The organism is Streptococcus sanguinis, from assembly GCF_020729765.1.
Lineage (GTDB): Bacteria > Bacillota > Bacilli > Lactobacillales > Streptococcaceae > Streptococcus > Streptococcus sanguinis_Q.
Genome location: NZ_JAJEPD010000041.1, coordinates 128,074 through 152,756, shown reverse-complemented (window position 1 = coordinate 152,756; position 24,683 = coordinate 128,074). Strand labels below are relative to the sequence as shown.

Genomic DNA, 24,683 nt, shown 5'->3' with positions numbered 1-24,683 from the left:
CTTTTCCTTAGCCATCATCCCATTGTTTGAAAAACCATGGTTTATCCTTGTGATTTTATTCCATTATCTCCTCCTTCATCTTGGTCAGTACCTTAAGCATTTCTTGAACTTGGTGCAGGAAAAGACTGATAGAATCCTGACCAGCAGGTTTTTCACAGGGGTTTATTCATTTATAAATCGTCTGATTAGAGATGCCATACTCTTTGACTAATTCCGAGAATAGCTTACATGAATCATGTAAACGAACAAGGGGTTCCTTGAATTCTTGGCTGTACTTTTGTGATATGTAAACATCTCCCTTAGTTATCTACTATTCTACAAAATGCGTCCGTGCAATCATGCTAACATCATCATTATCTAATAGAAAATAACTATTTATTTCTATATAGTAACGGATATGAAATCTATCTCCCAAATCTTTATACTCTTTACATAAATCTCCTTTTATAACATATTAACCTACATCCTATTATAGATTACTTTGATTGTTTTGTAAATCAATTTGGAAGATAAATACGAACTTTTAATTGTGTTATAATTTTATAGTTCGTGTTTAGAAAGTTTTGCCAATGTCAAAAGGTTATCAAATTTGTCCATAGGGTTCTATTTATTTAAGGAGACATCAAAAAAAGGATTCGAAAACCCTTTTTTTAGTCCACATAATTACTTTCTTTCTTATTAAACCAAGCGTATGGCAAACCTATGAGTAGACCACCACCGATGAGGTTACCGATAAAGGTTACGCCCCAGTGACGTAGGATATTTCCAATACCAAAATTTTGCACTTCCGCTGCTGCTGAGCTGAATTTCACGATAGCGAAGGAAGCAAAGTTAGCAGCCAAGTGTTCGTTAGTCAGGAATACGAACATATAAATGGCTGATATAACTAAGAAGAGTTTAGCTGTACTATCCTTGACCAAAACGAAGGAAAGAATAGCAATATTAACAAAGATATTGGCTAAGACTCCCTCGAGCAGAATCAGCTCATTAGAGCGAGCAAGCTTCATCTGCACAACACCTGAAATGAAACTATCTTTGCTAAGTCCCGCATAAGCAGCCGAGTTAGCAAAGAGCCAGCCGGCAATCAAGGCGCCAATCAGATTGAAAAAGGTACAATAAAGCAAAATCATCAAGGCTTTTTTCCAGTCAATCTTCTTCAAAAAGGTACCAGCAGTCAGAAACATCATGTTGGAAGTCACTAACTCTGCATTTAGAAAGACAATGTAAGCCAATCCCCAAGCAAAGATGAAAGGAAAGAGAAAACGCCCAGTTCCTGGAACAATCTTATTTGTCAAATCTGCCGCAATAGCTCCAGCCCCAGTACTAAAGGTTAGGAAAGCTCCAGCAAAGATGGAACGAACGGCATACTTAGCCTTGCTTGTATCAAACAAAGCTTCTTTCTTTCGGCAAGCTGCTTCAATTTTAGGGATAAATGTCGATTCAGGCATAAAAAATTCTCCTATTAATTTAAACTATGTATAGTATATCACAAAGCTCTTTCTTTTGATAGCGTTTTCGAGAACCTTTTTAAATTTTCTAAAAAAGGATTGAAAATCTATTTTCAACCCTTAAATCCTTTTGCTAACTGAGCAATATCTTCTGGCCGCGTTCGGCAGCAACCACCAAAAAGCCGTACACCTTGATTTTGCCAAAGTTTACTATTTTCCAGCAAGCTCCGCTCCTGCTCTGGATCATCATGCCATGTCTTGGTCAAGCCATTATAAGTTTCGCCAGAGTTTGGATAGGTCAGAAAAGGTTTGTTGCACACTTGTCCAAGCCTATCTAATAATGGAGCGATTAAATGTGGAGCTGTACAATTAAAACCAACTGCCAGGACTTGTGGGCTTTCTTGAGCCAAATTCCCTAATTCCTCAATCTTAGTGCCATCTGATATGGCATTCTCCGACTGAGCGACAAAGGACAAATAAGCCTCAGCCTGCGGAAATTCCTCAGCTAAAAGTCGGAGGAGCGCTGCCGCTTCTGCTCCATTTGGAATCGTTTCAATAACCAGCAAGTCACTCCCAGCTTCTAGTAAAGCTTGGATACGCGGACGATGAAAATCTCGATATTCTTCTTCACTCAGCTGGTAGTTTCCCGTATACTCCGAACCATCAGCTAAATAGGCAGCATAAGGCCCTACCGAGCCTGCAACTAGAGGACAAGGTCTCTGTTTCTGCTCTTCAGGAGATAATCCTGTCCAGACATTTTCGATTGCCTTTTGTGCTAAGAAGACTGTCTCTTTTAAAAGATCATAACCCTTTTCAGGAGTTAGTCCTGCCTCTATAAACGCTGGAATACTGGCCTGATAACTGGACGTAGTGATGATATCACTGCCAGCTCTCACATAGCTTTCATGCACATTTTGAATAATCTGAGGCTGGTCTAATAGGTATTGAGCGGACCAAAGCTTACCAGATACATCATAACCCAGGCTTTCCAACTCTGTACCCAAGGCTCCGTCTAAAATAATAATTTCTTGCTTGTCAAGCAAATCTTTAAATTTTCCCATGAAATACTCCTAAAATCTACGATTAAACATAAAAAGAGGTCTCCCTCTTTTTTGTTTTCTAAATTAAAATCTATTCGCCCAGGCAGTATCGACATCCAAGATATCTTGAGTAGTGTATTGCTGACGATAGGGATTGTAAACGATATAGCCAGCACCAGACTCATAGAGTGGTGAATCAAAGCGAGTCAAATCGTATTTTTCAATAATATAATTCAATTTAGCATTATAGCTGGTATCTGTCGCATAGACACCAGTCAGGGCAGCTGTTGCATCCTGATAGGTTGGCGCATTACTCTTCCATGCACCTGCAAAATGGCCTTGCTTGAGCACTGCAACATAGTCTTGCAGAGACTCTACATAGCTAGGATATGAACGGAAACTGTCGTTAATGGTATAAGCATTTCCCGCTCCATCATCTTCCCAAGTCTCCATATTAGCAGACTGACCATCATAGTGACCTTTGATACCGAAAAGGTTATAATGAGGTTCACCAGACAGACCAGACTGTCCTGAACCACTTTCCAAAATAGCCTGTGCAATCATAACAGAGGCATAAAGATCATTATCCTGTCCCAACTGACGCGCTGGCTCACCGATTTGTGAGATGAAATAGTCTGTCTGATTCATAGGCTGCTGATCACTATTATTAGCGCTAGCAGGATTAATATGCTTGGCCAAGACAAAACCAACAGCAATCGTCGTTGTCATGATGAATAAAGCTGAAAGGATTCTCTTACCTTTTTTTGAAATTCTCTTTTTCACAGCACTTCTCCTGAATAAGATGTTAATGATACCATTGTAACATACTAAAGATTAAAAAAACACTATTGATAATTTACAAGTATATGACATTTTTCGTTTTATTTCAAAAAATCCAACTCAAAAACGAGTTGGATTTAATTCGCATTATTAAATTTTTGACAAAATCGCATCCCAAGCAGCATCTAAGCCATCCTTGGTGACTGAGGAAAAAAGAATGAAATCATCATTTCTGTCAAAGTCCAGTTTTTTCTTAATAGCTGACTCGTGCTTATTCCATTTTCCGCGAGGGATTTTATCAGCTTTGGTCGCTACTAGAATAACTGGAATGTCATAATATTTCAGAAATTCATACATTTGCACATCATCTGCGCTCGGATCATGACGAAGATCAACAAGGCTGACAACCGCTCTGAGATTTTCACGACTGGTCAGATATTCCTCAATCATCCGGCCCCATTTTTCACGCTCTTTTTTAGAAACACGGGCATAGCCATAACCTGGCACATCGACAAAACGCAGCTTATCATCAATGTTGAAAAAGTTTAGCAGCTGAGTTTTTCCAGGTTTTCCAGAAGTTCGCGCTAAATTCTTGCGATTAAGAAGTGTATTGATGAAGCTGGACTTGCCAACGTTGGAGCGGCCAGCTAAGGCAATCTCTGGAATATCGTCTTGAGGGTAATGCGATTTATTGGCTGCACTCAGCAAAATCTCTGCGTTGTGGGTATTGATTTCCATAAGCACCTCGTTAGGCAGTTTCTAGAATAGGCTTATCTGTTCCATCCACTGCTTCTTTGGTAATACGGACAAGTTTGACATTTTCCTGACTTGGAACTTCAAACATGACATCCATCATAGTTTCTTCGATGATTGATCGAAGACCGCGTGCACCTGTTTTACGTTCAATCGCTTTATTGGCAATCTCCTGCAGAGCATCTTCGTCAAATTCAAGCTTAACATCATCATAAGACAGAAGTGCCTGATATTGCTTGATAAGGGCATTTCTAGGCTCTTTCAGAATCCGGACCAAATCATCAACTGTCAGCTGCTCCAAAGCAGCAAAAACAGGCAAACGGCCAATCAACTCAGGAATAATCCCAAACTTTTGGACGTCTTCTGAGATAATTTCCTGCATATAGGAACTATCTTCGTCGATTGCTCGGTTGTTCTGACCGAAACCGATGATTTTCTCACCCAGACGCTGTTTTACGATTTCTTCGATACCGTCAAAAGCACCGCCAACAATGAAGAGAATATTCTTGGTATCAACTTGAATCATTTCCTGCTGCGGATGCTTGCGTCCACCCTGCGGCGGTACACTCGCTACGGTTCCTTCGATAATCTTCAGAAGAGCTTGCTGAACTCCTTCACCCGAAACATCACGAGTGATAGAGACGTTTTCGCCTTTTTTAGCGATCTTGTCAATCTCATCGACATAGATAATGCCGCGTTCCGCACGCTCAATATTAAAGTCAGCTGCCTGCAAAAGCTTGAGGAGGATATTTTCCACATCTTCGCCGACATAACCGGCTTCAGTCAGAGCTGTTGCGTCCGCAATGGCGAAAGGCACATTGAGACTACGGGCCAGAGTCTGCGCCAGGAAAGTCTTGCCTGACCCGGTAGGGCCAATCATCAAAATATTTGACTTTTGCAGTTCCACATCTTCTTCTTCACGGCTGTCGTGGTAGTTAATACGCTTGTAGTGATTATAGACCGCTACTGCTAAGGCACGCTTAGCTCGGTCTTGCCCGATAACATAGTGGTTCAAGATATTCAGCAGCTCCTGAGGTTTTGGTACCTCAGACAGATCTGCCAGCACTTCCTCGGCTAGCTCTTCACGGATGATTTCCTGCGCTAGCTCCACACATTCATTACAGATAAAGGCATTGTTACCAGCGATAATCTTCTGTACCTCATCTTGGTTCTTCCCACAGAAAGAACAAAAAACCATCATATCATCATTACGACTTGTAGGCATTGTTTACTCCAATTCTAAAATTCTAAATCTATTTATTTTCTTTCGCACATGTTAAAAAAGTGTCATATAAAAAGCATGAATGGAATTTACCAGATTTGTAAAAGCATTCAGCAAAAATAAAGCTGCCAGTCCAAACCGCTTTTTTCGAAAGGTTTGAACGGCACAAATAAGACAAATGACACATAAAAAGGCCGTAAAAAAACCAAAAATACTACGTTCCATTCTTACGAGTCCTTCCTTTGGTATCTTTTTATAGTAAAATCATAAGGATTCTTTTCATCTTTGGCATGAAATTCACTGCCAACTTCCTGATAAGGAGCCCAATCAAACGTCTCAGGGAAATAGGTATCTCCTTCCAACTTAGCAGCAATCTCAGTCTGAATCAATTCTTCCAAATACGGCTCAAAAGCCCTAATAATCTGCGCTCCGCCGATAATATACAAGTTTCTATCCTGCTTGTGGTACCAATCCAAGATATCTTCCACATTGCTGAACAGTAAGACATTTTCATTGTCAACTTGATAGTTCTTGTCCTTGCTCAAAATCAGGCTTATTCGATTCGGCAAAACGCGACGCTGCAAACCATCAAAGGTCACACGCCCCATCAAAATAGCATGTCCTGTGGTTGTTGCTTTAAAATGCTGCAATTCTGCCGGGAGATGCCAGGGCATAACCTTGTCTTTTCCAATCAGACCATCCTCTGCCTGAGCCCAAATGGCAATAATCTTCTTTGTCATCCTTTTATCCTTTGTATTAGTAACTCTATTCTATCAAATTTGCTGTAAAAAGGCATGTTTAAAGTATGATTCAAGCAGAACTTTTGCAGAGGTTGGCGGTTTTCGCATACACTCATCAAAAACATTAAATAGCCAAATCGAACTTCAGCTGAGGTTTAACGGGATTATAGTCCAGCAAGTCAAAATCTTCTGCCTTGATATCAAAGAAATTGGTCCCATCGGGTACATTTAAAACGAGTCGAGGTTGACAATCGCTAGGTTCCCGACGCAATAGCTCCTCCGCCTGCTCGAACTGATTGTCATAGATGTGCAAGTTATTGATAAAGTAAAAGAACTTGCCGACCTTCCAGCCGAAATGCTTGGCAATCATCATCTGCAGAGCCACATACTGCATAGCATTAATGTGGTGAGCAACCAACATATCATTTGAGCGCTGAGTCAGAGTCGCATCCAGATAAATGTCTCCATCTACACGCCGAACGTCAAACATGGTTTGAAAAGCGCATGGAAGCAGGCCGTCACTCTCTTCAAAAGCTTCATAATCCCAGAGAGAGATGATATTGCGACGGTTCCAAGGATTGGCTTCCAACTGTTGGAGAATTTTATTGATAATATTGTGCTTCTTGACAACAGCACCGTAACGCTGGCCGATAGTACCCGTATCGCCAACTTCCCAGTCATTCCAATAGTGAACATTATACTTGTCGTTGAGCAGTTCCAGGCTATTGGACTGGTCTTGATAGATCCAAAGGACTTCCTTGATGGCGGACTTGATGGCAATAGGGCGCAGAGTCGTGATTGGGAACTCGCCCTTGCTCAAATCGTATTCCGCAAAAGAACCAGTGATATATTTGGAGTTAGCCACATTTCCATCTTTGTAGCGCGGACGGGCATTTTCAGAAAAAACACCTTGCTCCATAATTTTTTTAATATTCTCTTTGAAAATCGTATCTGCTAACGTCATGATTTCTCCTTCGTTCAGTGAGCTTTTTCTAGTATAGCAAATTTTCTATAAAAATTCTCCTACAGACCTTTCTGCAGGAGAACAAATGAAGCATACTTGTAGAATTATTGTAATACCAATGAAGCTGCCCCGATAACGCCAGCATCATTTCCAAGAGTAGCCAAGGCCAACTTGGTTGAAGTACGAACCTGCGGGAAGCTATTCTCTTCATAAACCTTGCGCACACCATCAAGTAAGAAGTCACCCGCAGCTGATACGCCACCACCAATAACGATTGTAGATGGGTTGAGAATAGAGCCGATATTGGCACAGGCAATTCCTAGATAGCGCGCGAAATTGCGATAGACAATCAGAGCCAGCTCATCGCCCTCTTTCGCCAAGTCGAAGACAACCTTTGCATTGACATCTTCACCATTGTCGATCAGTTTTTTCAGCTCAGCATCACCAGCATACTCATCAGCATAGCGACGAGTCAGATTGACAATACCAGTCGCGGATGCAACCGTCTCCAAGCAGCCTTTCTTGCCGCAGGTACATTGAATCGGCTGATCAAAGTCAACAGTGATGTGACCCAACTCTCCTGCAGCTCCAGCAAGTCCGTGCAAGAGCTTGCCTTCAGCAACAATTCCTCCGCCAACACCTGTACCTAGTGTCATGAAGACTACATCAGGCTGGTTTTCTCCAGCCCCCATCCAACGCTCGCCCAAAGCGGCAACGTTAGCATCGTTGTCAATATAGAAAGGAATCCCAGTCGCTTTTTCAATCTTATCCTTGACTGGCTGCAGCGTCTTCCAATTGAGGTTGTAAGCACCAATAACAGTGCCCTTTTCACGATCAACTACTCCTGGCGAGCCCATACCAATCCCGATAAAATCCTCTGCAGAAAGCTGAAGCAAGTCCAAACGATGCAGGATTGACTCAATCATATCCTCTACAATGTGGCTGCCTTCGTCCAAAACATTGGTTTTAATGGACCATTTTTCCTGAATTTCGCCCTCTGAAGTCAAAATAGCAAACTTAATAGATGTTCCACCAAGGTCAATTCCGATTATTTTTTTCGACATGATGTTCTCCTCTGTGTTTTATTTATCATCATTATATCAGATTTTTTCAGTAAGGAAAAGGTTTGCATAAAGAAAAGTGAAAATCGAATTCTTCTTTATTCCCAAAGTAAACTCACAGGTCTTTTGTATAATAATATCTTTCACAAGTATAGGGGTATTCTTTCAACGCAAACACTTCTGTATAGCCGTGCTTTTTATAAAAATCTGGGGCTTGAAACTGATACGTATCCACAAATGAATATTTGCATTTTCTTTCTCTGGCTTCTTGTTCAGCCCTACACAGTATTTTTGAGCCTATGCCTTGCCCTCGTAAATCTTCGCTCACATACAAATATTCAATCTCCAGCCAATTACCAAAAGTTTCGGCCGCCATACCAGCCAGCAGATTTCCTTGTTCGTCTTCTACATAGATGTTAAGAGGTTCACTTTTGGAGGGCTCTCTCTTTGATTGATTGTAGGATCTGATTAAATTTCCCAGTTCTTGTGTTTTCTTTGAGTCGGTATTTTCCAATCTTAGTTTCATAGATGCCTCCGTTCCATCTCTAAAGGTTTTAGATTCACAGTTTATGAAACTGTTCGGACTATACCTTCACCTTAAATATCCTTCTGACTTGCTCGCCATTGATTATGGTAATCCATCATCGTTTCATAAATATATTTTGGTTTCTCTTTTTTCAATAACATAAGAGTAATTTCTAACGGTTCAGGAATACCAAACTTATATTTTTTGCTTTTTCTAGAAGTAAGCCTACTTCTCTTCAAAACTGCAGGATCCACTGAATGAAAACAAATCGTCAAAATATGACTCTTATTGAATAATTGATATTTTGCATAATGTCGAATACGTTCAGTTCTATAGTCTATACTCTGGATTTCTCCCCAACTATGAAACGAAACTTCTCTAAAAAGAAGAGGTCTAAAGTAAAATCCCTGTTCAGTCAGACGTAAAAAACGTTTATCCCTAAACAAACAAATCCATACTAAAATAGAGGAAAAATCAAAAACAATTGTACCTATCACTAAAAACATTTTTTCAACCACAGAAATATTGGAGTCGAATAATAGGTATCCGTTTTTAGATGGTAATACAAGAACTGTAGTCATAAAGACAGCAAGAGCGCTCGCCGATATAGCTAAAATGAATATCTTCAACCAGCTCTGCCTAAACACTACTTCTTTCATCCGTCTAACCCACTTAGGTATTCATAGCGCTCGTATTTTTCCAGCAGTTTCTCGTTCTGCTCATCCAGTTCTTGCTGGAGTTGAGACAGGCGAGCAAAGTCAGAGCCATTCTCCTGCATGGCCGTTTCAATCTCAGAAATCCGCTCCTCCAGCGCCTCGATATCGGCCTCGATAGTCTCCCACTCCTGCTTTTCAAAGTAGGTCATGCGCTTTTTATCCTCGCGCACCTTGGTCGATTTTTCCTTTTCAGTCTTTTGGGAAATAGCAGAGTTTTCTGCCAGAAAGGCTTTTTCGTCTAAGTAATCCGTGTAATTTCCGAAAAACTCTCTGATACTTCCATCCTCAAAAGCCAAAATCTTGCTGGCTACCTTGTCCAGGAAATAACGGTCGTGGCTGACTGTAATAACTGGACCTGCAAAGCCTTGCAGAAAGTTTTCCAGTACCGTCAGAGTTGCAATATCCAAATCATTGGTCGGCTCGTCAAGAAGCAAGACATTCGGCTTTTCCAAAAGAAGCTTGAGCAGATAAAGGCGCTTTTTCTCTCCGCCAGAAAGCTTTTCGATTAAAGTCCCATGAGTAGAACGAGGAAAAAGAAACTGCTCCAAGAGTTCTGCAATGGAAGTCGTTCCACTGCCTATCTTGACCTCCTCGGCCACTTCTTGTAGGTAATTAATGACCCGCTTAGACTCATCCAAGCCCTCAATCTGCTGAGAGAAATAGGCCACTCGAACTGTCTCTCCGATAATGAGCTGACCAGCCTGAGGCTGAAGTTTACCCGCAATCAGATTGAGCAAGGTTGACTTGCCGACACCGTTATCTCCAACAATTCCAATACGGTCCTTATTCTGGATCAAAAAGCTAAACTGAGAGAGAATAGTCTTCTGGTCATAAGCAAAGTCTACATTTTGAAACTCGATGACCTTCTTACCGATACGGCTGGTTTCAAAGTTCATTTCCAGATTACTGTCAATCGTCTGGTCTGCCAAATCTTTCTTGAGGTCATGAAAACGATTGATCCGAGCCTGTTGCTTGGTTGCCCGAGCCTGAGGCTGCCGTCGCATCCAGGACAACTCCTGCTTGTATAGCTGCTGCTTCTTATGAAGCAAGGCCGCATCTCGCTCATCCTGATCTGCCTTGAGACGGACATAATCTTGATAATTTCCCTGGTATTCAATCAAGCGACCGCCATCCAGCTCAAAAATCCGTGTTGAAATATTATCCAAGAAATAGCGGTCGTGGGTGATGAAAAGAACGGTTTTCTTGGAATTTTTCAAGAAATGCGTCAGCCATTCGATGGTATCAATATCTAGGTGGTTGGTCGGTTCATCCAGCAAGAGCAAATCGGCATCGCCTAAGAGAACCTGAGCCAGCTGAACTCGGCGACGAAGACCTCCTGATAACTGACCAACCTTAAGTGACAGATTAGTCAGACCAAGCTTGGACAGAACCGTCTTGACCTGACTTTCGATTTCCCAAGCGTGCAGTGAGTCCATCTCAGACATAACCGCTTCTAGCCTAGACTGTTGACTTTCATCATAAGCCGTCAGAAGCAGCTCATATTCTCGAATCAACTGCATTTCCCGTAAATCACTTGATAGAACAGTGTCAAGTACCGTCTGCTCATCATCAAAACCAGGCTCCTGAGTCAGATATGCAATCTTATAGCCTGTCTTAGCAGAAAAAGGGCTGACATCTCCGTCAAAGCCCGACTTTCCCGACAAAACATCCAGCAGCGTTGTCTTGCCTGTTCCATTAACACCAATCAGACCAATCCGGTCCAGGTCATGAATGATAAAGGAAATATCCCGAAAAACAGTCTTATCTCCTACTGATTTGGTTAGCTTGTCAACGATAAAATCGCTCATTTTCTCTCCTTGATATAGGCGTAAATAGCCTCTAGATCATTAGGCAAGTGGCCATCTACAATAGCATATTCCAACTCTTTAAGAATTTGACCCAGTTTTGGCCCAGGCTCAAATTCAAACTCCCGCATCAGCATACCACCATTAACCACCATTTCCTGCTTATTATGAATAGTTAGACTGGAATCAAGATTTTGAATGGCAGAGAAATCCACTGGCAAACCTTGCGCCTGACGAAGTTCTTCTGCTTGTAGCAATAAGTCAATATCATAGTCATAGCAGTCGCGCTTGGTCAAGTCTCGTTCTGAACGAATGGCCGCAATCTCAACCAAATCTTCTACTTTCTTGGCAAATTCACGAGAGGTCTTCCATTTTTTTAGAAATCCTTTGACATTTTGCACATCTAAAGCCAGTAAAAGGGCTGCCCAAGCCTGTTCAGATGCTGAAAAGCGAAAATCTGAATCCAAGTCAAAGAGCCGTTCTAACTTAGCTCTACTTCCCTTCAAATCTGGCAAAAATTCTATGGCACCGCTTGTTAAAAGTGCTTCTAATCCCTTGCGCCAAAATGGAGCCAGCAAGAGCTTGTCAAACTCGATAAAAATTCGTTCAACTGAAATCTTTTCCAGTAAGGAAGCACAATCCTTCATAGCTACAAAAGTATCTTGCTCCAGGTCAAAATCCAAGGCAGCTTGAAAACGAAAACCCCGCATAATGCGGAGAGCATCTTCATTAAAGCGCTCTGAAGCAGTTCCAACTGCCCGCAAAATCCGATTTTCCAAGTCATCCAAGCCTTGGAAAAGATCGATGACTTGACCGTTTTCATCCAAAGCTAGAGCATTGATGGTAAAATCACGCCGCTTGAGATCTTCTTCCAACGAGCGCACAAAAGAAACCTTGCTGGGCCTGCGGTAGTCCACATAGACATCCTCGGTCCGGAAAGTTGTCACTTCGTATTCACGGTTATTTTCCAGAACCAAGACAGTTCCATGCTCAATCCCCACATCAACTGTCCGCTCAAAGATACGCTTGGTTTCCTCAGGATAGCTGGAGCTAGCGATATCTACGTCGTGAATAGGTCGCTGCAAAAGGGCATCTCGAACAGAGCCCCCAACAAAATAAGCTTCAAAGCCAGCCGCTTTTATCTTCTCTAATACTGGCAAAGCCTCCTGAAATTCAGAAGGCAGAGTTTCTAATCTCATAGTAAATGTTCCAATCCATAGACTAATTCTGAGCGTTTGACAACTTCTTTAATGGCAAGATTAACTCCTGTCATAAAGGAAGCACGGTCATAGGAATCATGTCGCAGAGTCAATCCCTCTCCCTGGCTGCCAAAGATTACTTCTTGATGGGCAACCAGACCAGGCAAGCGGACCGAATGAATACGCATGCCGTCGAAATCAGCTCCGCGGGCGCCAACTATAGACTCTTCCTCATCAGCAGCTCCCTGCCGTTTGCTTGGTCTAACCTGACTAATGAGCTCGACTGTCTTGATAGCCGTCCCACTCGGTGCATCTTTTTTCTGGTCATGGTGCAGCTCAATGATTTCTACATTTGGGAAATACTTGGCTGCCTGAGCCGCAAACTGCATCAGCAAAACAGCTCCCAAAGCAAAGTTTGGTGCAATCAATCCGCCCAGCTTCTTTTCCCTAGACAATGTGATTAACTCTTCCAACTGCTCAGGAGTAAAACCTGTCGTTCCAACCACCGGGCAAAATCCCTGTTCCAGAGCGAAGTGAGTATTGTCATAAGCTACTTTTGGGGTTGTAAAATCAACCCAGACATGGGCTTCCAGTCCAGCCAATTCTTCCTTGACATTGAAGACGGGAACACCAGCCACTTCTTTTTCGTCCGCAAAAGGATCCAGCAGTCCAACTAATTCTAGTTCAGGATCTTCTGTCACCATTTTATAGGCTGCTTGGCCCATTTTTCCTTTAAAACCAGCAATAATAACTTTGATACTCATGTTTTCCTCCTTACAGAGATAAGCTCAGACATTCAGACAATCAAACCACAGGAATACAAGCAAGTGCAACGCTACCCTTACCTAGGTGTGTCCCGATGACGCTGCCAAAGGTTGCGATAGGAACTTCACCAGTAATACCACTGTCTAGCAGATTCTGCTGAAGCTCAGCTGCTTTTTCTGGAGCATTGCCATGGATAACCATAATCTGATAAACACCGCCCGCTGTTCTTTCTTGGACAAGTTCCAGCATACGCTTGGTAGCCTTCTTCTCCGTCCGAATCTTTTCAAAAACTTCTATCACTCCATGATCATTAAAATACAGAATAGGCTTGATGCTGAGCAGATTTCCCAGAATAGCTGCGCCGTTAGACAGGCGTCCTCCTTTGACCAAGTGGTCCAAGTCGTCCACCATGATAAAGGCGCTGGTGCCATCAATCTGCTTTTGAACATTAGCTAAAATTGTTTCAAAATCTAGTCCTTCTTCTGCCCACTCTAGAGCAGATTGAACCATAATACCGAGCGGTGCACTGGTAATCTTAGAATCTGGAAAGGCAATTTGCAAACCGTGAAATTCATCTTTCAGATACTGAATATTTTGATAAAAACCAGAAATACCGCTAGATAGAAAGAGCCCCAGAACATGGGTATAGTCTTTGCCGTCTAGAATGGTGAGGATCTCTTCTAGGTCCGCAATGCTAGGCTGACTGGTCTTGGGCAGTTCATCTGACTGAGCCATTTTTTCATAAAATTCACTAGCTGTTAAGTTTCTGCCTTCGACATAAGACTCACCGTCAATCACGACCGGGATGTCCAAAACAAAAAGATTTTCGTTCTCTAGCAGGGAATCCGGCAGATAGGCCGATGAATCTGTGATAACCGCTAACTTCATGATTAAAACTCCAAATTAATGCCCGGCAAATCTAGAGCAATTTCTGTCACTTCATAAGTCAAGCGATTAAGCATGGTTAAGCAAGGTCGAGCCAGCTCTTCTACTTCATCGTGGTCAAATTCACTTGGTTCCTCAATAAGACGACCGTGAATGTGGTTGGCTTGCGAAATAGTTCCGCTGATAACAAAATTTTCAAAAACAATCATAAAGGTCAAAATCACAATCAACGAAGTTGTGTGGGCTTCGACATCTCTTTTGACCAATTGGAAATTCACATCAACCTTGGTTTCAGGTGTTCCATTTTCTTTTTCCCACTCAAAATTTCGGGCGTCAAAATGGTACTGACTAACAAATTCTTTTTCGCGCTGTATGTTCATTTTTATTCTCCTAAAAATATGCGATAGGCCCATTATACCATATATCGAGCGAAGTTTCCATGCTAAAATTTGCAGGCTTGAAAACACAAAAAAGAATCTCACTAACAAAAGCGAGATTCTTTTAAATATTATTTTTCAAGTGGTTTGCGCAGGTAACCAAAGATAATACCGCTGACTACTGCACCAATCAATACATATACCAAGTAAAGGATTGGATTATTTGTCAATCCAATAACGAAGATTCCTCCGTGAGGAGCCATAAGCTTGATACCAGACAAGCCTACAAGAGCACCTGTAAGAGCGGAACCTACGATAAAGCTTGGAATAGCACGGGCTGGGTCAGCAGCTCCAAAAGGAATCGCTCCTTCTGTAATGAAAGATAGTCCCATGACGATGTTTGTCAAACCTGAATCACGTTCTTCTTCAGTGAATTTATGTTTGAACAAAAGAGTTGCAATAAATACTGCCAAAGGCGGAACCATACCAGCTGCCATTACCGCTGCCATAACAGGTGAACCACCAGTTGAAACAGTGCTTGCAAGTGTACTAGTACCAAATACGTAAGCAGCCTTATTAACTGGCCCACCCATATCAACAGCCATCATACCACCTACCAAGAGGCCAAGAAGGACAGCAGAGCTTCCGCTCAGACTTGCCAAGAAATCATTCAAGGCTGTATTGATTGCTGACATTGGAATATTGACCGCCAACATCACAAATCCAGTCACAAGAACGCCCAGAAGAGGCAAGAGCAAGATTGAACGGATACCTTCAAGTGAACGAGGCAGGCCTGCAAGAAGCTTGCGAAGAAGCAGGATAATACCACCAGCTAAGAATCCTCCTACCAAAGCACCAAGGAAACCTGATGATACACCAACTAAATCAAGAGTTTTCTGACCGCCTTCAGCGTAAGCAACACCACCAAATGATGCACCGCTGCTCGCAATTGCACCAGCTACGAAACCAGAAACCAGGCCTGGCTTTTCAGCGATTGAGTAAGCGATATAACCAGCTAATACTGGCAACATGAAGCCAAAGGCTGCTCCACCAATTGCTTTAAACTGTGCTGCAATTTCATGATAACTTCCTAGATTAGAAAGCTGATCTTTTGGTACACCTAAGATCTGATCCAGCAAGAATGCAATGGCAATCATAATACCACCACCAATAACGAATGGCAACATTTGGGAAACACCGCTCATCAAGTGCTTGTAAAAAGCTCCGCCCAGACTAAGCTTTTCATTGCTGGATTCTGCAGCACCACCACCGTTAGTTGCCTTGTAAACCTCAGCATTTCCTGAAAGAGCCAGATTAATCAGTTCTTCTGTCTTACGAATACCATCTGCAACTGGACGATTGATCAACGGCTTGCCGTCGAAACGATTCATCTCTACCGCTTTATCTGCCGCGATGATAACAGCTTTAGCTTTTTTAATATCTTCTGCTGTCAGTTTATTTCCGACACCACTGGCACCGTTGGTTTCAACCTTGATGCCAACACCCATTTCAGCAGCGACCTTCTGTAAAGCCTCTTGAGCCATGTAGGTATGTGCAATTCCTGTTGTACAAGCTGTTACAGCCACTAGGAAGTCTCCGCCTTCATTAGCAGGTTCAACGACAGCAGGTTCTTCCGCTTTTTCTGAAGCTTGGTCAAAGAGCTCAATCACCTGATCAGGCGAAGTCACTTGGCGCAATTTATTTGCAAAGCCATCCTTCATCAGGTACTGGGACAATTCAGCCAAGGCCGCCAAGTGAGTGTCGTTAGCACCTTCTGGAGCTGCAATCATGAAGAAAAGATCAGTTGGTTGTCCATCCAAACTTTCATAATCTACGCCTTTATTTGACTTGGCAAAAAGGACAGTCGCTTCTTTCACTGCTGTATTTTTGCTGTGGGGCATAGCGATTCCGTCACCCAGACCTGTAGAAGTCAAGGCTTCACGAGCCAAAATCCCTTCTTTGAAAGTATCGAAGTCTGTTACATAGCCATGATCCACTAGGCTCTGAATCATTTCTTCGATAACAGCATTTTTCTCTGTTGCCTGCAAGTCTAGCAACATCACATCTTTTCTTAGTAAGTCTTGAATTTTCATATTTTTTCTACCTCTACTTTTTCATAGATTTCTTTTATATAATCAGCTGTCGCCAAATCATCTGAGAAGGTGGTTGCTGTTCCGCAGGCCACTCCCCATTTGAAGGCTTGAATAACATCGCCAGAGCGGACAAACTCTCCAGTAAACCCAGCCACCATAGAGTCGCCAGCGCCAACAGAATTTTTCACATCGCCCTTGATAGGTTTAGCGAAGTAAGCACCTTCTTGAGTTACCAGTAAGGCACCATCACCAGCCATGGAAATGATGACATGCTGGGCACCCTTGTCTAAGATTTGGCGGGCATAACTCTCAATCTGATCCAAGCTTTCGAGCTTGACTCCGAAAATATCACCTAGTTCGTGGTTGTTAGGTTTGACCAAGAGCGGCTCAAACTCTAAAGAATTCAGCAGTGTCTGGCCTTCAAAGTCACAGACCACTTGTGCTCCTGTCTTTCTGGTTAAGCCAATCAACTCCTTGTAGACAACATTTCCTAGATTTTTAGGACTGCTACCTGCGAATACTACTGTATCTTCTGAAGTCAGAGAAGAAAGGAACTTCTCCAGCTCTTCTAGTTTCTGACTGGAAATTTCTGGACCAGGTCCGTTAATCTCTGTCTCAGCATCTGCTTTAATCTTGACATTGATACGAGTATCCTGCTCAACCTCTACGAAATGACTGGAAATCCCTTCCTCTTCCAGAGTATCTGTGATGAACTTGCCAGTAAAACCACCGATAAAGCCCGTCGCTGTATTCTCAATACCCAAACGTTTGAGAACTCTGCTAACATTGATACCCTTTCCGCCAGCGAATTTGTCGTCACTGTCCATCCGATTGACGCTTCCTATAAGGACCTTGTCCAAACGGACAATATAGTCGATGGAAGGGTTTAGTGTGACAGTATAAATCATACTTCAATCACCTCCGTTTTTTCTTTGAGCGCTTGAATCACTTCCGATTCATTTTGAATAGTAATAATGCTTGCTTTGGCAATAGGAGCAACCTTGACAAAGGACGTCTGTCCTAGTTTAGAAAGATCAGCCAAGACATAAGTCTTCTTAGCGTTCTCTAAAATCGCTCTTTTGACAGCTCCTTCTTCCATATCTGGAGTGGTAAAGAAGCCATCGTCAATGCCATTCATTCCAATAAAGGCCTTATCGAAATTCAACTGACCGATTTGATTCAGAGCCACACCGCCAATGCTGGCATCCGTTGAGCGCTTGACCTTTCCGCCGATAATGACTGTCGGGATATTACGCTCTACCAACTTGGTCGCATGGTGAATGGAGTTGGTGACGACTGTCACTCTAGGGTCATGCAGCTCATTAACTAAAAGCTCATTGGTTGTCCCCGCATCAATAAAAATCACATCATGTTCTTGAATCAAGCTTGCTGCCATCTTGGCAATAGCTGTCTTTTCTTGAATGCTTTTGATAGATTTCTCCTGATTACTCTCTTCTTCTTGTAGAAAATGAAGGCTTTCGGCTCCTCCATGAACTCGTCGCAGCTTGTGCTCACTCTCCAACTCATCCAAATCTCTTCTGATAGTTGATTCTGAAGTGTTTAAAGCATGTACTAGATAGTCTAGAGAAACAAATTTTTCTCTTATGACTGTCTCTAGAATAACTTGCTTTCTTTCCGACTTCAGCATAAAGCACCTCCTTTGAAATCGTTTACGATTATTATTATACCTCTTTAATTTCCAATGTCAAGCATTTTCTATCAAAATCTTTCATTTTCTATCTTTTTATCGAACAAAAAAGAGCTGGACTATATCCAACTACTTTCATATCTTTGCATAACTGCCCAATAAAAGGCAATTAGCTATTATTGATCAATGATACAAGATAGGCTGCCATGACAGGCAGAAAAGTACCAAGAAAAGTAAACACAACCAGAACCCAGAACCAGACTGACTTAAAAGCCTGTCGGTAGGTCCCTGGGAGCGAACGATTTGTGTCAATGTATTCCTTAAATTTTGGCCATTTCAAGATTAAGAGCAAAAGAAATACTGTACTGCCAGCGATTAATAGGCCGTAAAAAACGATGTTAACAATAGGATCTGGAGCTTTTTTTGAAAGAAAAGCTATACCTTCTGCTATGACAAAGTTATTGAGAGCATGAAAAATGATAGACCAGATAATCGAATACTCAAAAGCGATATAGCCAAAACCTAAACCAATCAAACTAGCAAAATAAAACTGATAAAGATTTTCATGAAAGAGACCAAACAAAATCGCAGTCAGAAGAATGGCAAAAATCTTTCCATGCTTCTCTAACGCTCTTAATCCAGCACCTCTGAAAATAATTTCCTCCGTAACCGGAGCCATCAAGGATGAATAAATCAACATGGTTAGTGTTTCAGAACCGCCGCCTCCTGATTCCATACTAGAAAGATCTAGATTGAAGAGTTGCATGATAGCCTGCATTATCTGATTGACAACAGCTGTAAACATTTGGGCGAATAAAAGGAAGCAAATCATATAAAAGAAAACTTTAGGAGTCATCTTCCGCCCCTTGCGACGAAGGTCGTATTTAAAGAGCTGCTTTCCTCGAGACACCGTGAAAGTAAGAACACCGAGACAGGAAGCTAGAATATAGGCTCCGCCGTCCTTTTCCATAAATTTGGTGACAATGTCTTGCGTCTTTTGAATGTCCATACCTTGTCCTGGCATGATGACAAAAAAAGCAACAAATACGTAAATGAAGACAGCAGCAAGCATAACCCATAAATAAGTAAAGCAAGTCGCTGAAAATCGTCCTAGATCTTTTTTAGGATTTAAAGGTTCGGGTATATAATACATAAAATCTCCTGTTTTAAGTTTGCTCTTTATCCTTTCTGCTTAGGAAATACAAGGTCAAAAAGATGCCCTCATAAAGCAAAGCAAAAAGAATAAAGGCGTGCATGAAAAATTCTTCTGGCAGAATCCAAATGACTGGATCCTTGGCCGGGTCAAACATCCAGGTATTGTCTCCTGCAAAGAGAACTTGATGAAAGAGTGTGAAAAAATTGTTAAAGCCAATCATAAAAGCCAATCCAACAAAGACAAGTGGCAAAAGACTAATAGCCAGAAAAGCCCGTCTGTAGAGACCTAAAAATCCCTTTTTAACCACTTTTTTGATAAAGAAGATAAAGGCCGGCAAAGTTATTAGAAAAATAACTTGCGCCAAGTGAAAAAGATACTTGACCACCTGAAAATGATGCAATCCAGCTGCCGACGAGCGAAAATCCGGCATCGCTAATTTCTGACTAAAAGGATTGGTCAGGTAATCCATCAAAATATTAAAATTATACTGAATGGTCTCTGCTTTCAAATACACCTTATCCGGCAAGTTGAAATAAGAAATCTCCATTGGGTATAAGAACCAAGCCAGATAAATGGTTAGCAATATCGCTGCTGCCAACAAGCACAAAACGCTAGTTAAAAATCTCAATTTATCACGCATCAAAGTCCCACTCCGCTAGACTGGACAAGACATGCGTCGGTTGGATAGGCAGATTGGGCACCTCTTCTGGCAGAGTAAAACCTGTTGTAACCAAGAGGGTCGGAATGCCGTTGTCAATTCCCGCTCGAATATCTGTCAGATAGTTATCACCCACCATAACCACTTCTTCACGCGCCAACCCTAGATGCTCTATTGCTTTTTCCATGATGATGGCATTGGGCTTGCCGATAAAGGTCGGTTCAACCCGAGTGGCTGCTTCCAAGAGGGCGATGATAGCACCTGCTCCCGGCTGCAGACCGCGCTCCGTCGGAATATTGAGATCAGGATTGGTCCCGATAAAGTGAGCACCCTTTTGAATAGCCAGAGTCGCTATTGTCAGCTTCTCATAGTCCACTTCCCAGTCCAGGCCCACTACTACATAGTCTGGATTTTCTGTGTCTTCTATATATCCAGCTTCTTCAATAGCATGTTTAAGACCAACATCACCAATAACGTAAGCTTTCTTGCCCAGATTTTTCTCCTGCATATAATCAATGGTAGCTAAAGTAGCTGTGTAAATAGTTTCAAGCGGCGTCTCAATATTGAAATTTTCAGCCAGCATGGTTTGCACTGCTTCTGACGTGCGTGTGGTATTATTGGTCACAAAAAGATAGGGAATCTTGCGCTTCTGCAACTCATGCACAAAAGCTTCACCAGCCGGAATCCGACTCTTGCCCTTATAAATTGTCCCGTCTAAATCAATCAAATATCCTTTATAAGTCATTTCTACTCTTCCTAATTCTCTTGTTTAAACTCTTGCCAGGTCACTAAAGCCTGGGCATTGACTTCGCCGTCACTGGAAATCTGGTGATTGCTCTGCAGACCTTCTAGTTCATAGCTAGAAGCAATCATGCCGCCCGGACGGACTTCCTTGACATACTTAAGATGGACTTTCTTGGGAATGTGCTGGGTGAGGAAGTCTGCGCCCATGACCTCAAAGATCCAGTCCAGATACTTGCTATTGTTGACATGGCCGTTCATATCCAAGTCGTAAAAGCGCACATGGTAGTCCTTGCTGACAGGCTTTTCCAAGTCTGGATACTTAGGACCGCGCAGTAATTTCTTGGAAAACTCAGATTGATATGGTGCTACAATCTCCGGATCAACGGCACGAACCTTGCGGCTATCTCGATCCATAAGGACAAAGGTTGCCATCATCTGAATAATGGCCTGACCTGCTTCATCAAAAATCGTGAAGCGACGGTAGCAAAAGAGCCTATTGTAGGTCAAAGCTTCTGTTTCAATGGTAATTTCCTCCGCAAATCTCGGCAGACGAGTCACATCAATATCATAGTCCGTGATAATCCAGACTAGGTTATATTGCTCCAGCATATCCTTGTCACTGACACCAAGCTCAATCGACTGCATGCCCGATACCTGCAAGGACAGCAGGATGACATCTGGTAGCTTGATATGGCCATTCATATCCGCCATATCAAAAGGAATTTTCATTTTCATTTGATAAGTTAAGCCCATGATTTACTCCAATATAAATTTCTCAGCAACCGTATCGCCCAAAAAGAGGCCTTTTTTGGTCATACGCACAATGTCTCTGTCCGGGACTAGCAAGCCCTGCTCAGTCAGCTCAGACACAACAGCTCCGTACTGGTCTTCAAAGGAAATACCGAATTTTTCCTCAAAACGCTTTTTAGAAACACCTGACTTCTTCCGCAGTCCTAGAAACATCTCTTCTTCCATCTTTTCATTCAATGTCAGCATTTCTTCCTGCACACGGGCATTGCCCGCTTCCACTGCCTGCAGATAATGACGAATGGGTCCATGGTTTTTATAGCGGACACCATCGACATAGCCAGACGCTCCAGCTCCAACACCATAATATTCCGCATTGTCCCAGTACATGAGATTGTGGCGACTCTCAAAGCCTGGCTTGGAAAAGTTTGAAATCTCATAATGCTCAAAACCTGCTTTTTCCAGCTCAGCTATAATGTATTCAAACATCTCCGCTTCCAAATCTTCCTTGGGCAGAGGCAGCTTCCCTCGCCGCATCCGATTCATAAATACTGTGTGATTTTCCAAAATCAAGCTATACAAACTCATGTGAGGAATGTCCAAAGCAATGGCCTTGGATACATTAGTTTTCACATCTTCCATGGTCTGCTTGGGTAGGGCATAAATCAGGTCAATCGAGATATTGTCAAAACCCGCTTTTTTGAGATTGGCAATATTCTCATAGATGTCCTTTTCTAAGTGACTGCGGCCAATTTGCTTAAGCATGCGGTCATTGAAAGTCTGTACCCCCAGCGAAACCCGATTGACAGGCGAGTCTTTGAGTACAGCAATCTTCTCCTGATCCAAATCCCCAGGATTGGCTTCAATGGTCAGCTCTTCTAGATAAGACAAGTCCAGCTTATCTGTCAGCTTTTCCAGCAAAAAGGCCAACTGAGGTGCCGATAAAGCTGTCGGAGTTCCGCCACCGATATAGAGGGTACGGAGCTTTTTGATATCGTAAGAATCATACTCCTTAATCAAATGCTCCAGATAACTATCTACCGGCTGATTTTTGATAAAAACCTTGGAAAAATCGCAGTAATAACAAATCTGAGTACAAAAAGGAATGTGCACATAAGCAGAGGTTGGTTTGGTTTGCATAGTACTTATTATACCACAGTTTTAAAGAGAGGACTTATTTGATTATCAAACAAAGAAAAAAAGAGTGATCCTGCAAAGACAAAAATTGTCCTCGCATGTCACACCCTTTCTATAATCTAAAAAAATTGAAGATCTAAATCAATTATTCCCCCAACTCCTGCGTCCTCTTGTAAGCAGCTTGAACGGCATCCATGACAGTTCCTCGAAAGGCATTTTCTTCCAAACTGGCTACCCCGGCGATGGTCGAACCGGCCGGACTGCAGACCTGGTCTTTGAGTTGAGCCGGATGTTGCCCACTGATCTGACTTAGTTTGGCAGCTCCCAAGAGAGTCTGATTTGCCAGTTCAAGCGACATATCGCGACTGAGTCCTGCTTGCACACCAGCATCCGCTAAGGCCTCTATAAAGAGATAAACGAAAGCTGGTCCGCAGCCGGCAAGAGCTGTCGCTGCATCCAACTGCTTTTCCTCTAGTTTGATCAAAAGTCCAGCCGAAGACAGAAGCTCACGCAACAAGTCTTCGTCCGCTTGATTCGCCTGGTGAGATAAGCTATAGGTAATAACACCCTCGCCGACGGTAACAGGGGTATTAGGCATGATCCGAATCCAACGATGGTGGCTAGGTGTCAATTTTTCTAATATTTCCAAACTCAGACCAGCAGCCATTGAAACCAACAAAATAGACTCCCGTTTTTCTAGAATTTCCTGATATTCAGTCAGCAAGTCAGCGAATTGAGCTGGTTTGATACCCAGAAAAATCACCTCTGCCTGGGCAAAAACTTCTTCATTACTGACCGGTTGTCCACCAACTTCCGCAGCAATCTTTTCAGCCTTGTCACGACTGCGATTGGCTAGTAGCAATTCGCTTCTGTATTTTTCATCTCGGGCAACTAGGCGAGCAAGACTACCCCCCATATTTCCCAGACCGATAAATCCAATTTTCATCATTATTTCCTCACTTGACCAGTCCCTTGGATGACGTATTTATAGCTGGTCAACTCTTTCAGCCCCATAGGGCCTCTGGCATGCAGTTTTTGAGTAGAAATCCCCATTTCGCAGCCAAGTCCAAATTGGCCGCCATCTGTAAAACGGGTTGAAGCATTGACATAAACTGCTGCGCTATCCACCTGCTCTGTGAAGTAAGCTGCCGCTGCATCGCTCTCCGTCACAATGGCATCCGAATGATGAGTGCTGTGAGCTTCAATATGCTCCACCGCTTTTTCCAGCGAGGAAACTAACTTGACCGCTAAGATATAGTCTAAGAATTCGGTATCAAAATCTTCCGGTCTAGCTTGCGAGCCTGAGATATACTGAGCCGCTTTCTCATCCAAACGCAATTCAACAGTTTTTTCTTGCGCGGCAACACGATCAGTCACCAAGGTCTTCTGCAAACGTGGTAAAAATGCTGCAGCAATCTCTTCATGAACCAGCAGTACCTCCATGGCATTGCAGACAGAAGGGCGACTGGTCTTGGCATTCTCAATAATCGCCAAAGCCTTGTCTTGATCAGCATCCTTATCTACATAGATATGGACAATTCCAGTACCTGTCTCAATAACCGGCACAGTCGCATTTTCCACGACCGCCTGAATTAGTCCAGCACCTCCGCGAGGAATGAGTAAATCCAGATAACCCTTGGCCTTCATCATAGCTTGAGCTGAAGCTCGGCTGGTATCAGAAACCAACTGGATACAATCCGGTGAAATCTTTGTCTGAGCTAAACCTTCTTTCAAAGCTGTGACAATTGCTAGCGCTGTCTGATAGGCATCCTTGCCACTTCTGAGAACGACTGCGCTACCACTTTTTAGAGCTAGAGCAGCAGCGTCAGAGGTGACATTAGGCCGGCTTTCGTAGATAATCCCAATCACACCCATGGCCACCCGCTTCTTACTGATGACAAGGCCGTTCTCAAGCTCGGTCCTTTCCAAGACTTGCCCTACAGGATCCTCCAAGTCAATCAACTGGCGAATTCCCTCTGCCATAGCAACAATCCTATCCTCATCCAGATAGAGGCGGTCCAGCATCACATCTGAAATCTTACCTTTAGCCGTGGCCATATCCAATTCATTGGCTGCTAAAATGTCCGCACGAGAGAGCCAGAGCTGCTTTGCCATTTCTTCCAAAGCATGGTTTTTCTCAGCCGTTGTAGCCGTGTTGATCGTCTTCTTGACTTTCTGAACCTTTTCAAAAATCGCTTGTGTTGAGGTCATCTCTTCTC

Annotated in this window: 27 protein-coding genes; 1 reads left to right on the top strand and 26 read right to left on the bottom strand. The window is 42.7% G+C overall.

Features of this window, described 5'->3' with window-relative positions; all coding sequences use genetic code 11:
• Window positions 1–211 (top strand): virulence factor MviN (locus K4H96_RS05815; protein ID WP_227956405.1); only part of this gene is annotated, 211 nt, incomplete at its 5' end.
• 439 nt (window positions 212–650) lie between these two features.
• On the opposite strand, the gene K4H96_RS05810 is transcribed toward K4H96_RS05815, so the two are convergent.
• From K4H96_RS05810 to K4H96_RS05685, 26 genes are all read right to left on the bottom strand, one after another.
• On the bottom strand, window positions 651–1,448 hold the full coding sequence (locus K4H96_RS05810; protein ID WP_223336822.1) for a formate/nitrite transporter family protein: 798 nt from the start codon (window positions 1,446–1,448) through the stop codon (window positions 651–653).
• A gap of 113 nt (window positions 1,449–1,561) precedes the next feature.
• Window positions 1,562–2,509: a homocysteine S-methyltransferase gene (mmuM, locus tag K4H96_RS05805; RefSeq protein WP_223336821.1), complete on the bottom strand. Its 948-nt coding sequence runs from the start codon at window positions 2,507–2,509 to the stop codon at window positions 1,562–1,564.
• 63 nt (window positions 2,510–2,572) lie between these two features.
• Window positions 2,573–3,271: a glucosaminidase domain-containing protein gene (locus K4H96_RS05800; protein ID WP_223336820.1), complete on the bottom strand. Its 699-nt coding sequence runs from the start codon at window positions 3,269–3,271 to the stop codon at window positions 2,573–2,575.
• Between the two features lie 147 nt (window positions 3,272–3,418).
• Window positions 3,419–4,006, bottom strand: coding sequence for a ribosome biogenesis GTP-binding protein YihA/YsxC (gene yihA, locus K4H96_RS05795; RefSeq protein WP_002900427.1), 588 nt, complete (start codon window positions 4,004–4,006; stop codon window positions 3,419–3,421).
• A gap of 10 nt (window positions 4,007–4,016) precedes the next feature.
• On the bottom strand, window positions 4,017–5,246 hold the full coding sequence (gene clpX / locus K4H96_RS05790; RefSeq protein ID WP_002895582.1) for an ATP-dependent Clp protease ATP-binding subunit ClpX: 1,230 nt from the start codon (window positions 5,244–5,246) through the stop codon (window positions 4,017–4,019).
• Window positions 5,247–5,297: 51 nt separating this feature from the next.
• Window positions 5,298–5,468: a hypothetical protein gene (locus tag K4H96_RS05785; RefSeq protein ID WP_002895584.1), complete on the bottom strand. Its 171-nt coding sequence runs from the start codon at window positions 5,466–5,468 to the stop codon at window positions 5,298–5,300.
• A 2-nt stretch (window positions 5,469–5,470) separates the two neighbouring features.
• Window positions 5,471–5,983 carry a dihydrofolate reductase gene (locus K4H96_RS05780; protein WP_223336819.1) on the bottom strand — a complete coding sequence of 171 codons (513 nt, stop codon included), beginning with the start codon at window positions 5,981–5,983 and terminating at the stop codon, window positions 5,471–5,473.
• Between the two features lie 124 nt (window positions 5,984–6,107).
• On the bottom strand, window positions 6,108–6,947 hold the full coding sequence (locus tag K4H96_RS05775) for a thymidylate synthase (RefSeq protein WP_223336818.1): 840 nt from the start codon (window positions 6,945–6,947) through the stop codon (window positions 6,108–6,110).
• Window positions 6,948–7,051: 104 nt separating this feature from the next.
• Complete coding sequence (locus tag K4H96_RS05770) at window positions 7,052–8,011, bottom strand: ROK family glucokinase (protein WP_002902862.1); 960 nt, start codon at window positions 8,009–8,011, stop codon at window positions 7,052–7,054.
• A gap of 112 nt (window positions 8,012–8,123) precedes the next feature.
• The gene (locus K4H96_RS05765; RefSeq protein ID WP_223336817.1) at window positions 8,124–8,534 is read right to left on the bottom strand and encodes a GNAT family N-acetyltransferase; all 411 of its coding nucleotides are present in this window, start codon (window positions 8,532–8,534) and stop codon (window positions 8,124–8,126) included.
• A 71-nt stretch (window positions 8,535–8,605) separates the two neighbouring features.
• A complete protein-coding gene (locus K4H96_RS05760; protein WP_223336816.1) occupies window positions 8,606–9,193 on the bottom strand; it encodes a hypothetical protein in 588 nt (195 codons plus the stop codon).
• Window positions 9,190–11,058 carry an ABC-F family ATP-binding cassette domain-containing protein gene (locus K4H96_RS05755; RefSeq protein WP_223336815.1) on the bottom strand — a complete coding sequence of 623 codons (1,869 nt, stop codon included), beginning with the start codon at window positions 11,056–11,058 and terminating at the stop codon, window positions 9,190–9,192. Before K4H96_RS05755 ends, K4H96_RS05760 begins: the two co-directional genes overlap by 4 nt.
• Window positions 11,055–12,254: a CCA tRNA nucleotidyltransferase gene (locus K4H96_RS05750; RefSeq protein ID WP_223336814.1), complete on the bottom strand. Its 1,200-nt coding sequence runs from the start codon at window positions 12,252–12,254 to the stop codon at window positions 11,055–11,057. The genes K4H96_RS05755 and K4H96_RS05750 overlap by 4 nt, the downstream gene beginning before the upstream one ends.
• Window positions 12,251–13,018, bottom strand: coding sequence for a 4-hydroxy-tetrahydrodipicolinate reductase (gene dapB / locus K4H96_RS05745; protein ID WP_223336813.1), 768 nt, complete (start codon window positions 13,016–13,018; stop codon window positions 12,251–12,253). The genes K4H96_RS05750 and dapB overlap by 4 nt, the downstream gene beginning before the upstream one ends.
• Before the next feature lie 40 nt (window positions 13,019–13,058).
• On the bottom strand, window positions 13,059–13,907 hold the full coding sequence (locus K4H96_RS05740; RefSeq protein WP_223336812.1) for a DegV family protein: 849 nt from the start codon (window positions 13,905–13,907) through the stop codon (window positions 13,059–13,061).
• 2 nt (window positions 13,908–13,909) lie between these two features.
• Entirely contained in the window at window positions 13,910–14,284 is a 375-nt protein-coding gene (locus tag K4H96_RS05735) for a DUF1149 family protein (protein ID WP_002915309.1), read from the bottom strand.
• Between the two features lie 128 nt (window positions 14,285–14,412).
• Window positions 14,413–16,374 carry a PTS fructose transporter subunit IIABC gene (locus K4H96_RS05730; protein WP_223336811.1) on the bottom strand — a complete coding sequence of 654 codons (1,962 nt, stop codon included), beginning with the start codon at window positions 16,372–16,374 and terminating at the stop codon, window positions 14,413–14,415.
• Entirely contained in the window at window positions 16,371–17,282 is a 912-nt protein-coding gene (gene pfkB / locus K4H96_RS05725; RefSeq protein ID WP_223336810.1) for a 1-phosphofructokinase, read from the bottom strand. Before pfkB ends, K4H96_RS05730 begins: the two co-directional genes overlap by 4 nt.
• Window positions 17,279–18,022 (bottom strand): DeoR/GlpR family DNA-binding transcription regulator, encoded by a 744-nt coding sequence (locus K4H96_RS05720; protein ID WP_223336809.1) that lies wholly within the window; start codon window positions 18,020–18,022, stop codon window positions 17,279–17,281. The genes pfkB and K4H96_RS05720 overlap by 4 nt, the downstream gene beginning before the upstream one ends.
• Window positions 18,023–18,191: 169 nt before the next feature.
• A complete protein-coding gene (locus K4H96_RS05715) occupies window positions 18,192–19,175 on the bottom strand; it encodes a CPBP family intramembrane glutamic endopeptidase (protein WP_223314417.1) in 984 nt (327 codons plus the stop codon).
• Between the two features lie 13 nt (window positions 19,176–19,188).
• Window positions 19,189–19,818, bottom strand: a complete 630-nt coding sequence (locus tag K4H96_RS05710) for a TIGR01906 family membrane protein (protein ID WP_223314418.1) — start codon at window positions 19,816–19,818, stop codon at window positions 19,189–19,191.
• A complete protein-coding gene (locus tag K4H96_RS05705) occupies window positions 19,811–20,581 on the bottom strand; it encodes a TIGR01457 family HAD-type hydrolase (protein ID WP_223336808.1) in 771 nt (256 codons plus the stop codon). Before K4H96_RS05705 ends, K4H96_RS05710 begins: the two co-directional genes overlap by 8 nt.
• An 11-nt stretch (window positions 20,582–20,592) precedes the next feature.
• Window positions 20,593–21,333 (bottom strand): acyl-[acyl-carrier-protein] thioesterase, encoded by a 741-nt coding sequence (locus tag K4H96_RS05700; protein WP_223336807.1) that lies wholly within the window; start codon window positions 21,331–21,333, stop codon window positions 20,593–20,595.
• Window positions 21,334–21,336: 3 nt separating this feature from the next.
• Window positions 21,337–22,467, bottom strand: coding sequence for a radical SAM family heme chaperone HemW (hemW, locus tag K4H96_RS05695; RefSeq protein ID WP_223336806.1), 1,131 nt, complete (start codon window positions 22,465–22,467; stop codon window positions 21,337–21,339).
• Between the two features lie 142 nt (window positions 22,468–22,609).
• Window positions 22,610–23,410: a pyrroline-5-carboxylate reductase gene (proC, locus tag K4H96_RS05690; RefSeq protein WP_223336805.1), complete on the bottom strand. Its 801-nt coding sequence runs from the start codon at window positions 23,408–23,410 to the stop codon at window positions 22,610–22,612.
• Between the two features lie 2 nt (window positions 23,411–23,412).
• Complete coding sequence (locus tag K4H96_RS05685; protein WP_223336804.1) at window positions 23,413–24,675, bottom strand: glutamate-5-semialdehyde dehydrogenase; 1,263 nt, start codon at window positions 24,673–24,675, stop codon at window positions 23,413–23,415.
• Between the last annotated feature and the right edge of the window lie 8 nt (window positions 24,676–24,683).

Excerpts from the sequence above, each read along its gene's own strand:
- K4H96_RS05810 (WP_223336822.1), bottom strand. The coding sequence starts at position 1,448 with ATGCCTGAATCGACATTTATCCCTAAAATTGAAGCAGCTTGCCGAAAG.
- mmuM (WP_223336821.1), bottom strand. The coding sequence starts at position 2,509 with ATGGGAAAATTTAAAGATTTGCTTGACAAGCAAGAAATTATTATTTTA.
- yihA (WP_002900427.1), bottom strand. The coding sequence starts at position 4,006 with ATGGAAATCAATACCCACAACGCAGAGATTTTGCTGAGTGCAGCCAAT.
- clpX (WP_002895582.1), bottom strand. The coding sequence starts at position 5,246 with ATGCCTACAAGTCGTAATGATGATATGATGGTTTTTTGTTCTTTCTGT.
- K4H96_RS05785 (WP_002895584.1), bottom strand. The coding sequence starts at position 5,468 with ATGGAACGTAGTATTTTTGGTTTTTTTACGGCCTTTTTATGTGTCATT.
- K4H96_RS05780 (WP_223336819.1), bottom strand. The coding sequence starts at position 5,983 with ATGACAAAGAAGATTATTGCCATTTGGGCTCAGGCAGAGGATGGTCTG.
- K4H96_RS05775 (WP_223336818.1), bottom strand. The coding sequence starts at position 6,947 with ATGACGTTAGCAGATACGATTTTCAAAGAGAATATTAAAAAAATTATG.
- K4H96_RS05770 (WP_002902862.1), bottom strand. The coding sequence starts at position 8,011 with ATGTCGAAAAAAATAATCGGAATTGACCTTGGTGGAACATCTATTAAG.
- K4H96_RS05765 (WP_223336817.1), bottom strand. The coding sequence starts at position 8,534 with ATGAAACTAAGATTGGAAAATACCGACTCAAAGAAAACACAAGAACTG.
- K4H96_RS05760 (WP_223336816.1), bottom strand. The coding sequence starts at position 9,193 with ATGAAAGAAGTAGTGTTTAGGCAGAGCTGGTTGAAGATATTCATTTTA.
- K4H96_RS05755 (WP_223336815.1), bottom strand. The coding sequence starts at position 11,058 with ATGAGCGATTTTATCGTTGACAAGCTAACCAAATCAGTAGGAGATAAG.
- K4H96_RS05750 (WP_223336814.1), bottom strand. The coding sequence starts at position 12,254 with ATGAGATTAGAAACTCTGCCTTCTGAATTTCAGGAGGCTTTGCCAGTA.
- dapB (WP_223336813.1), bottom strand. The coding sequence starts at position 13,018 with ATGAGTATCAAAGTTATTATTGCTGGTTTTAAAGGAAAAATGGGCCAA.
- K4H96_RS05740 (WP_223336812.1), bottom strand. The coding sequence starts at position 13,907 with ATGAAGTTAGCGGTTATCACAGATTCATCGGCCTATCTGCCGGATTCC.
- K4H96_RS05735 (WP_002915309.1), bottom strand. The coding sequence starts at position 14,284 with ATGAACATACAGCGCGAAAAAGAATTTGTTAGTCAGTACCATTTTGAC.
- K4H96_RS05730 (WP_223336811.1), bottom strand. The coding sequence starts at position 16,374 with ATGAAAATTCAAGACTTACTAAGAAAAGATGTGATGTTGCTAGACTTG.
- pfkB (WP_223336810.1), bottom strand. The coding sequence starts at position 17,282 with ATGATTTATACTGTCACACTAAACCCTTCCATCGACTATATTGTCCGT.
- K4H96_RS05720 (WP_223336809.1), bottom strand. The coding sequence starts at position 18,022 with ATGCTGAAGTCGGAAAGAAAGCAAGTTATTCTAGAGACAGTCATAAGA.
- K4H96_RS05715 (WP_223314417.1), bottom strand. The coding sequence starts at position 19,175 with ATGTATTATATACCCGAACCTTTAAATCCTAAAAAAGATCTAGGACGA.
- K4H96_RS05710 (WP_223314418.1), bottom strand. The coding sequence starts at position 19,818 with ATGCGTGATAAATTGAGATTTTTAACTAGCGTTTTGTGCTTGTTGGCA.
- K4H96_RS05705 (WP_223336808.1), bottom strand. The coding sequence starts at position 20,581 with ATGACTTATAAAGGATATTTGATTGATTTAGACGGGACAATTTATAAG.
- K4H96_RS05700 (WP_223336807.1), bottom strand. The coding sequence starts at position 21,333 with ATGGGCTTAACTTATCAAATGAAAATGAAAATTCCTTTTGATATGGCG.
- hemW (WP_223336806.1), bottom strand. The coding sequence starts at position 22,467 with ATGCAAACCAAACCAACCTCTGCTTATGTGCACATTCCTTTTTGTACT.
- proC (WP_223336805.1), bottom strand. The coding sequence starts at position 23,410 with ATGAAAATTGGATTTATCGGTCTGGGAAATATGGGGGGTAGTCTTGCT.
- K4H96_RS05685 (WP_223336804.1), bottom strand. The coding sequence starts at position 24,675 with ATGACCTCAACACAAGCGATTTTTGAAAAGGTTCAGAAAGTCAAGAAG.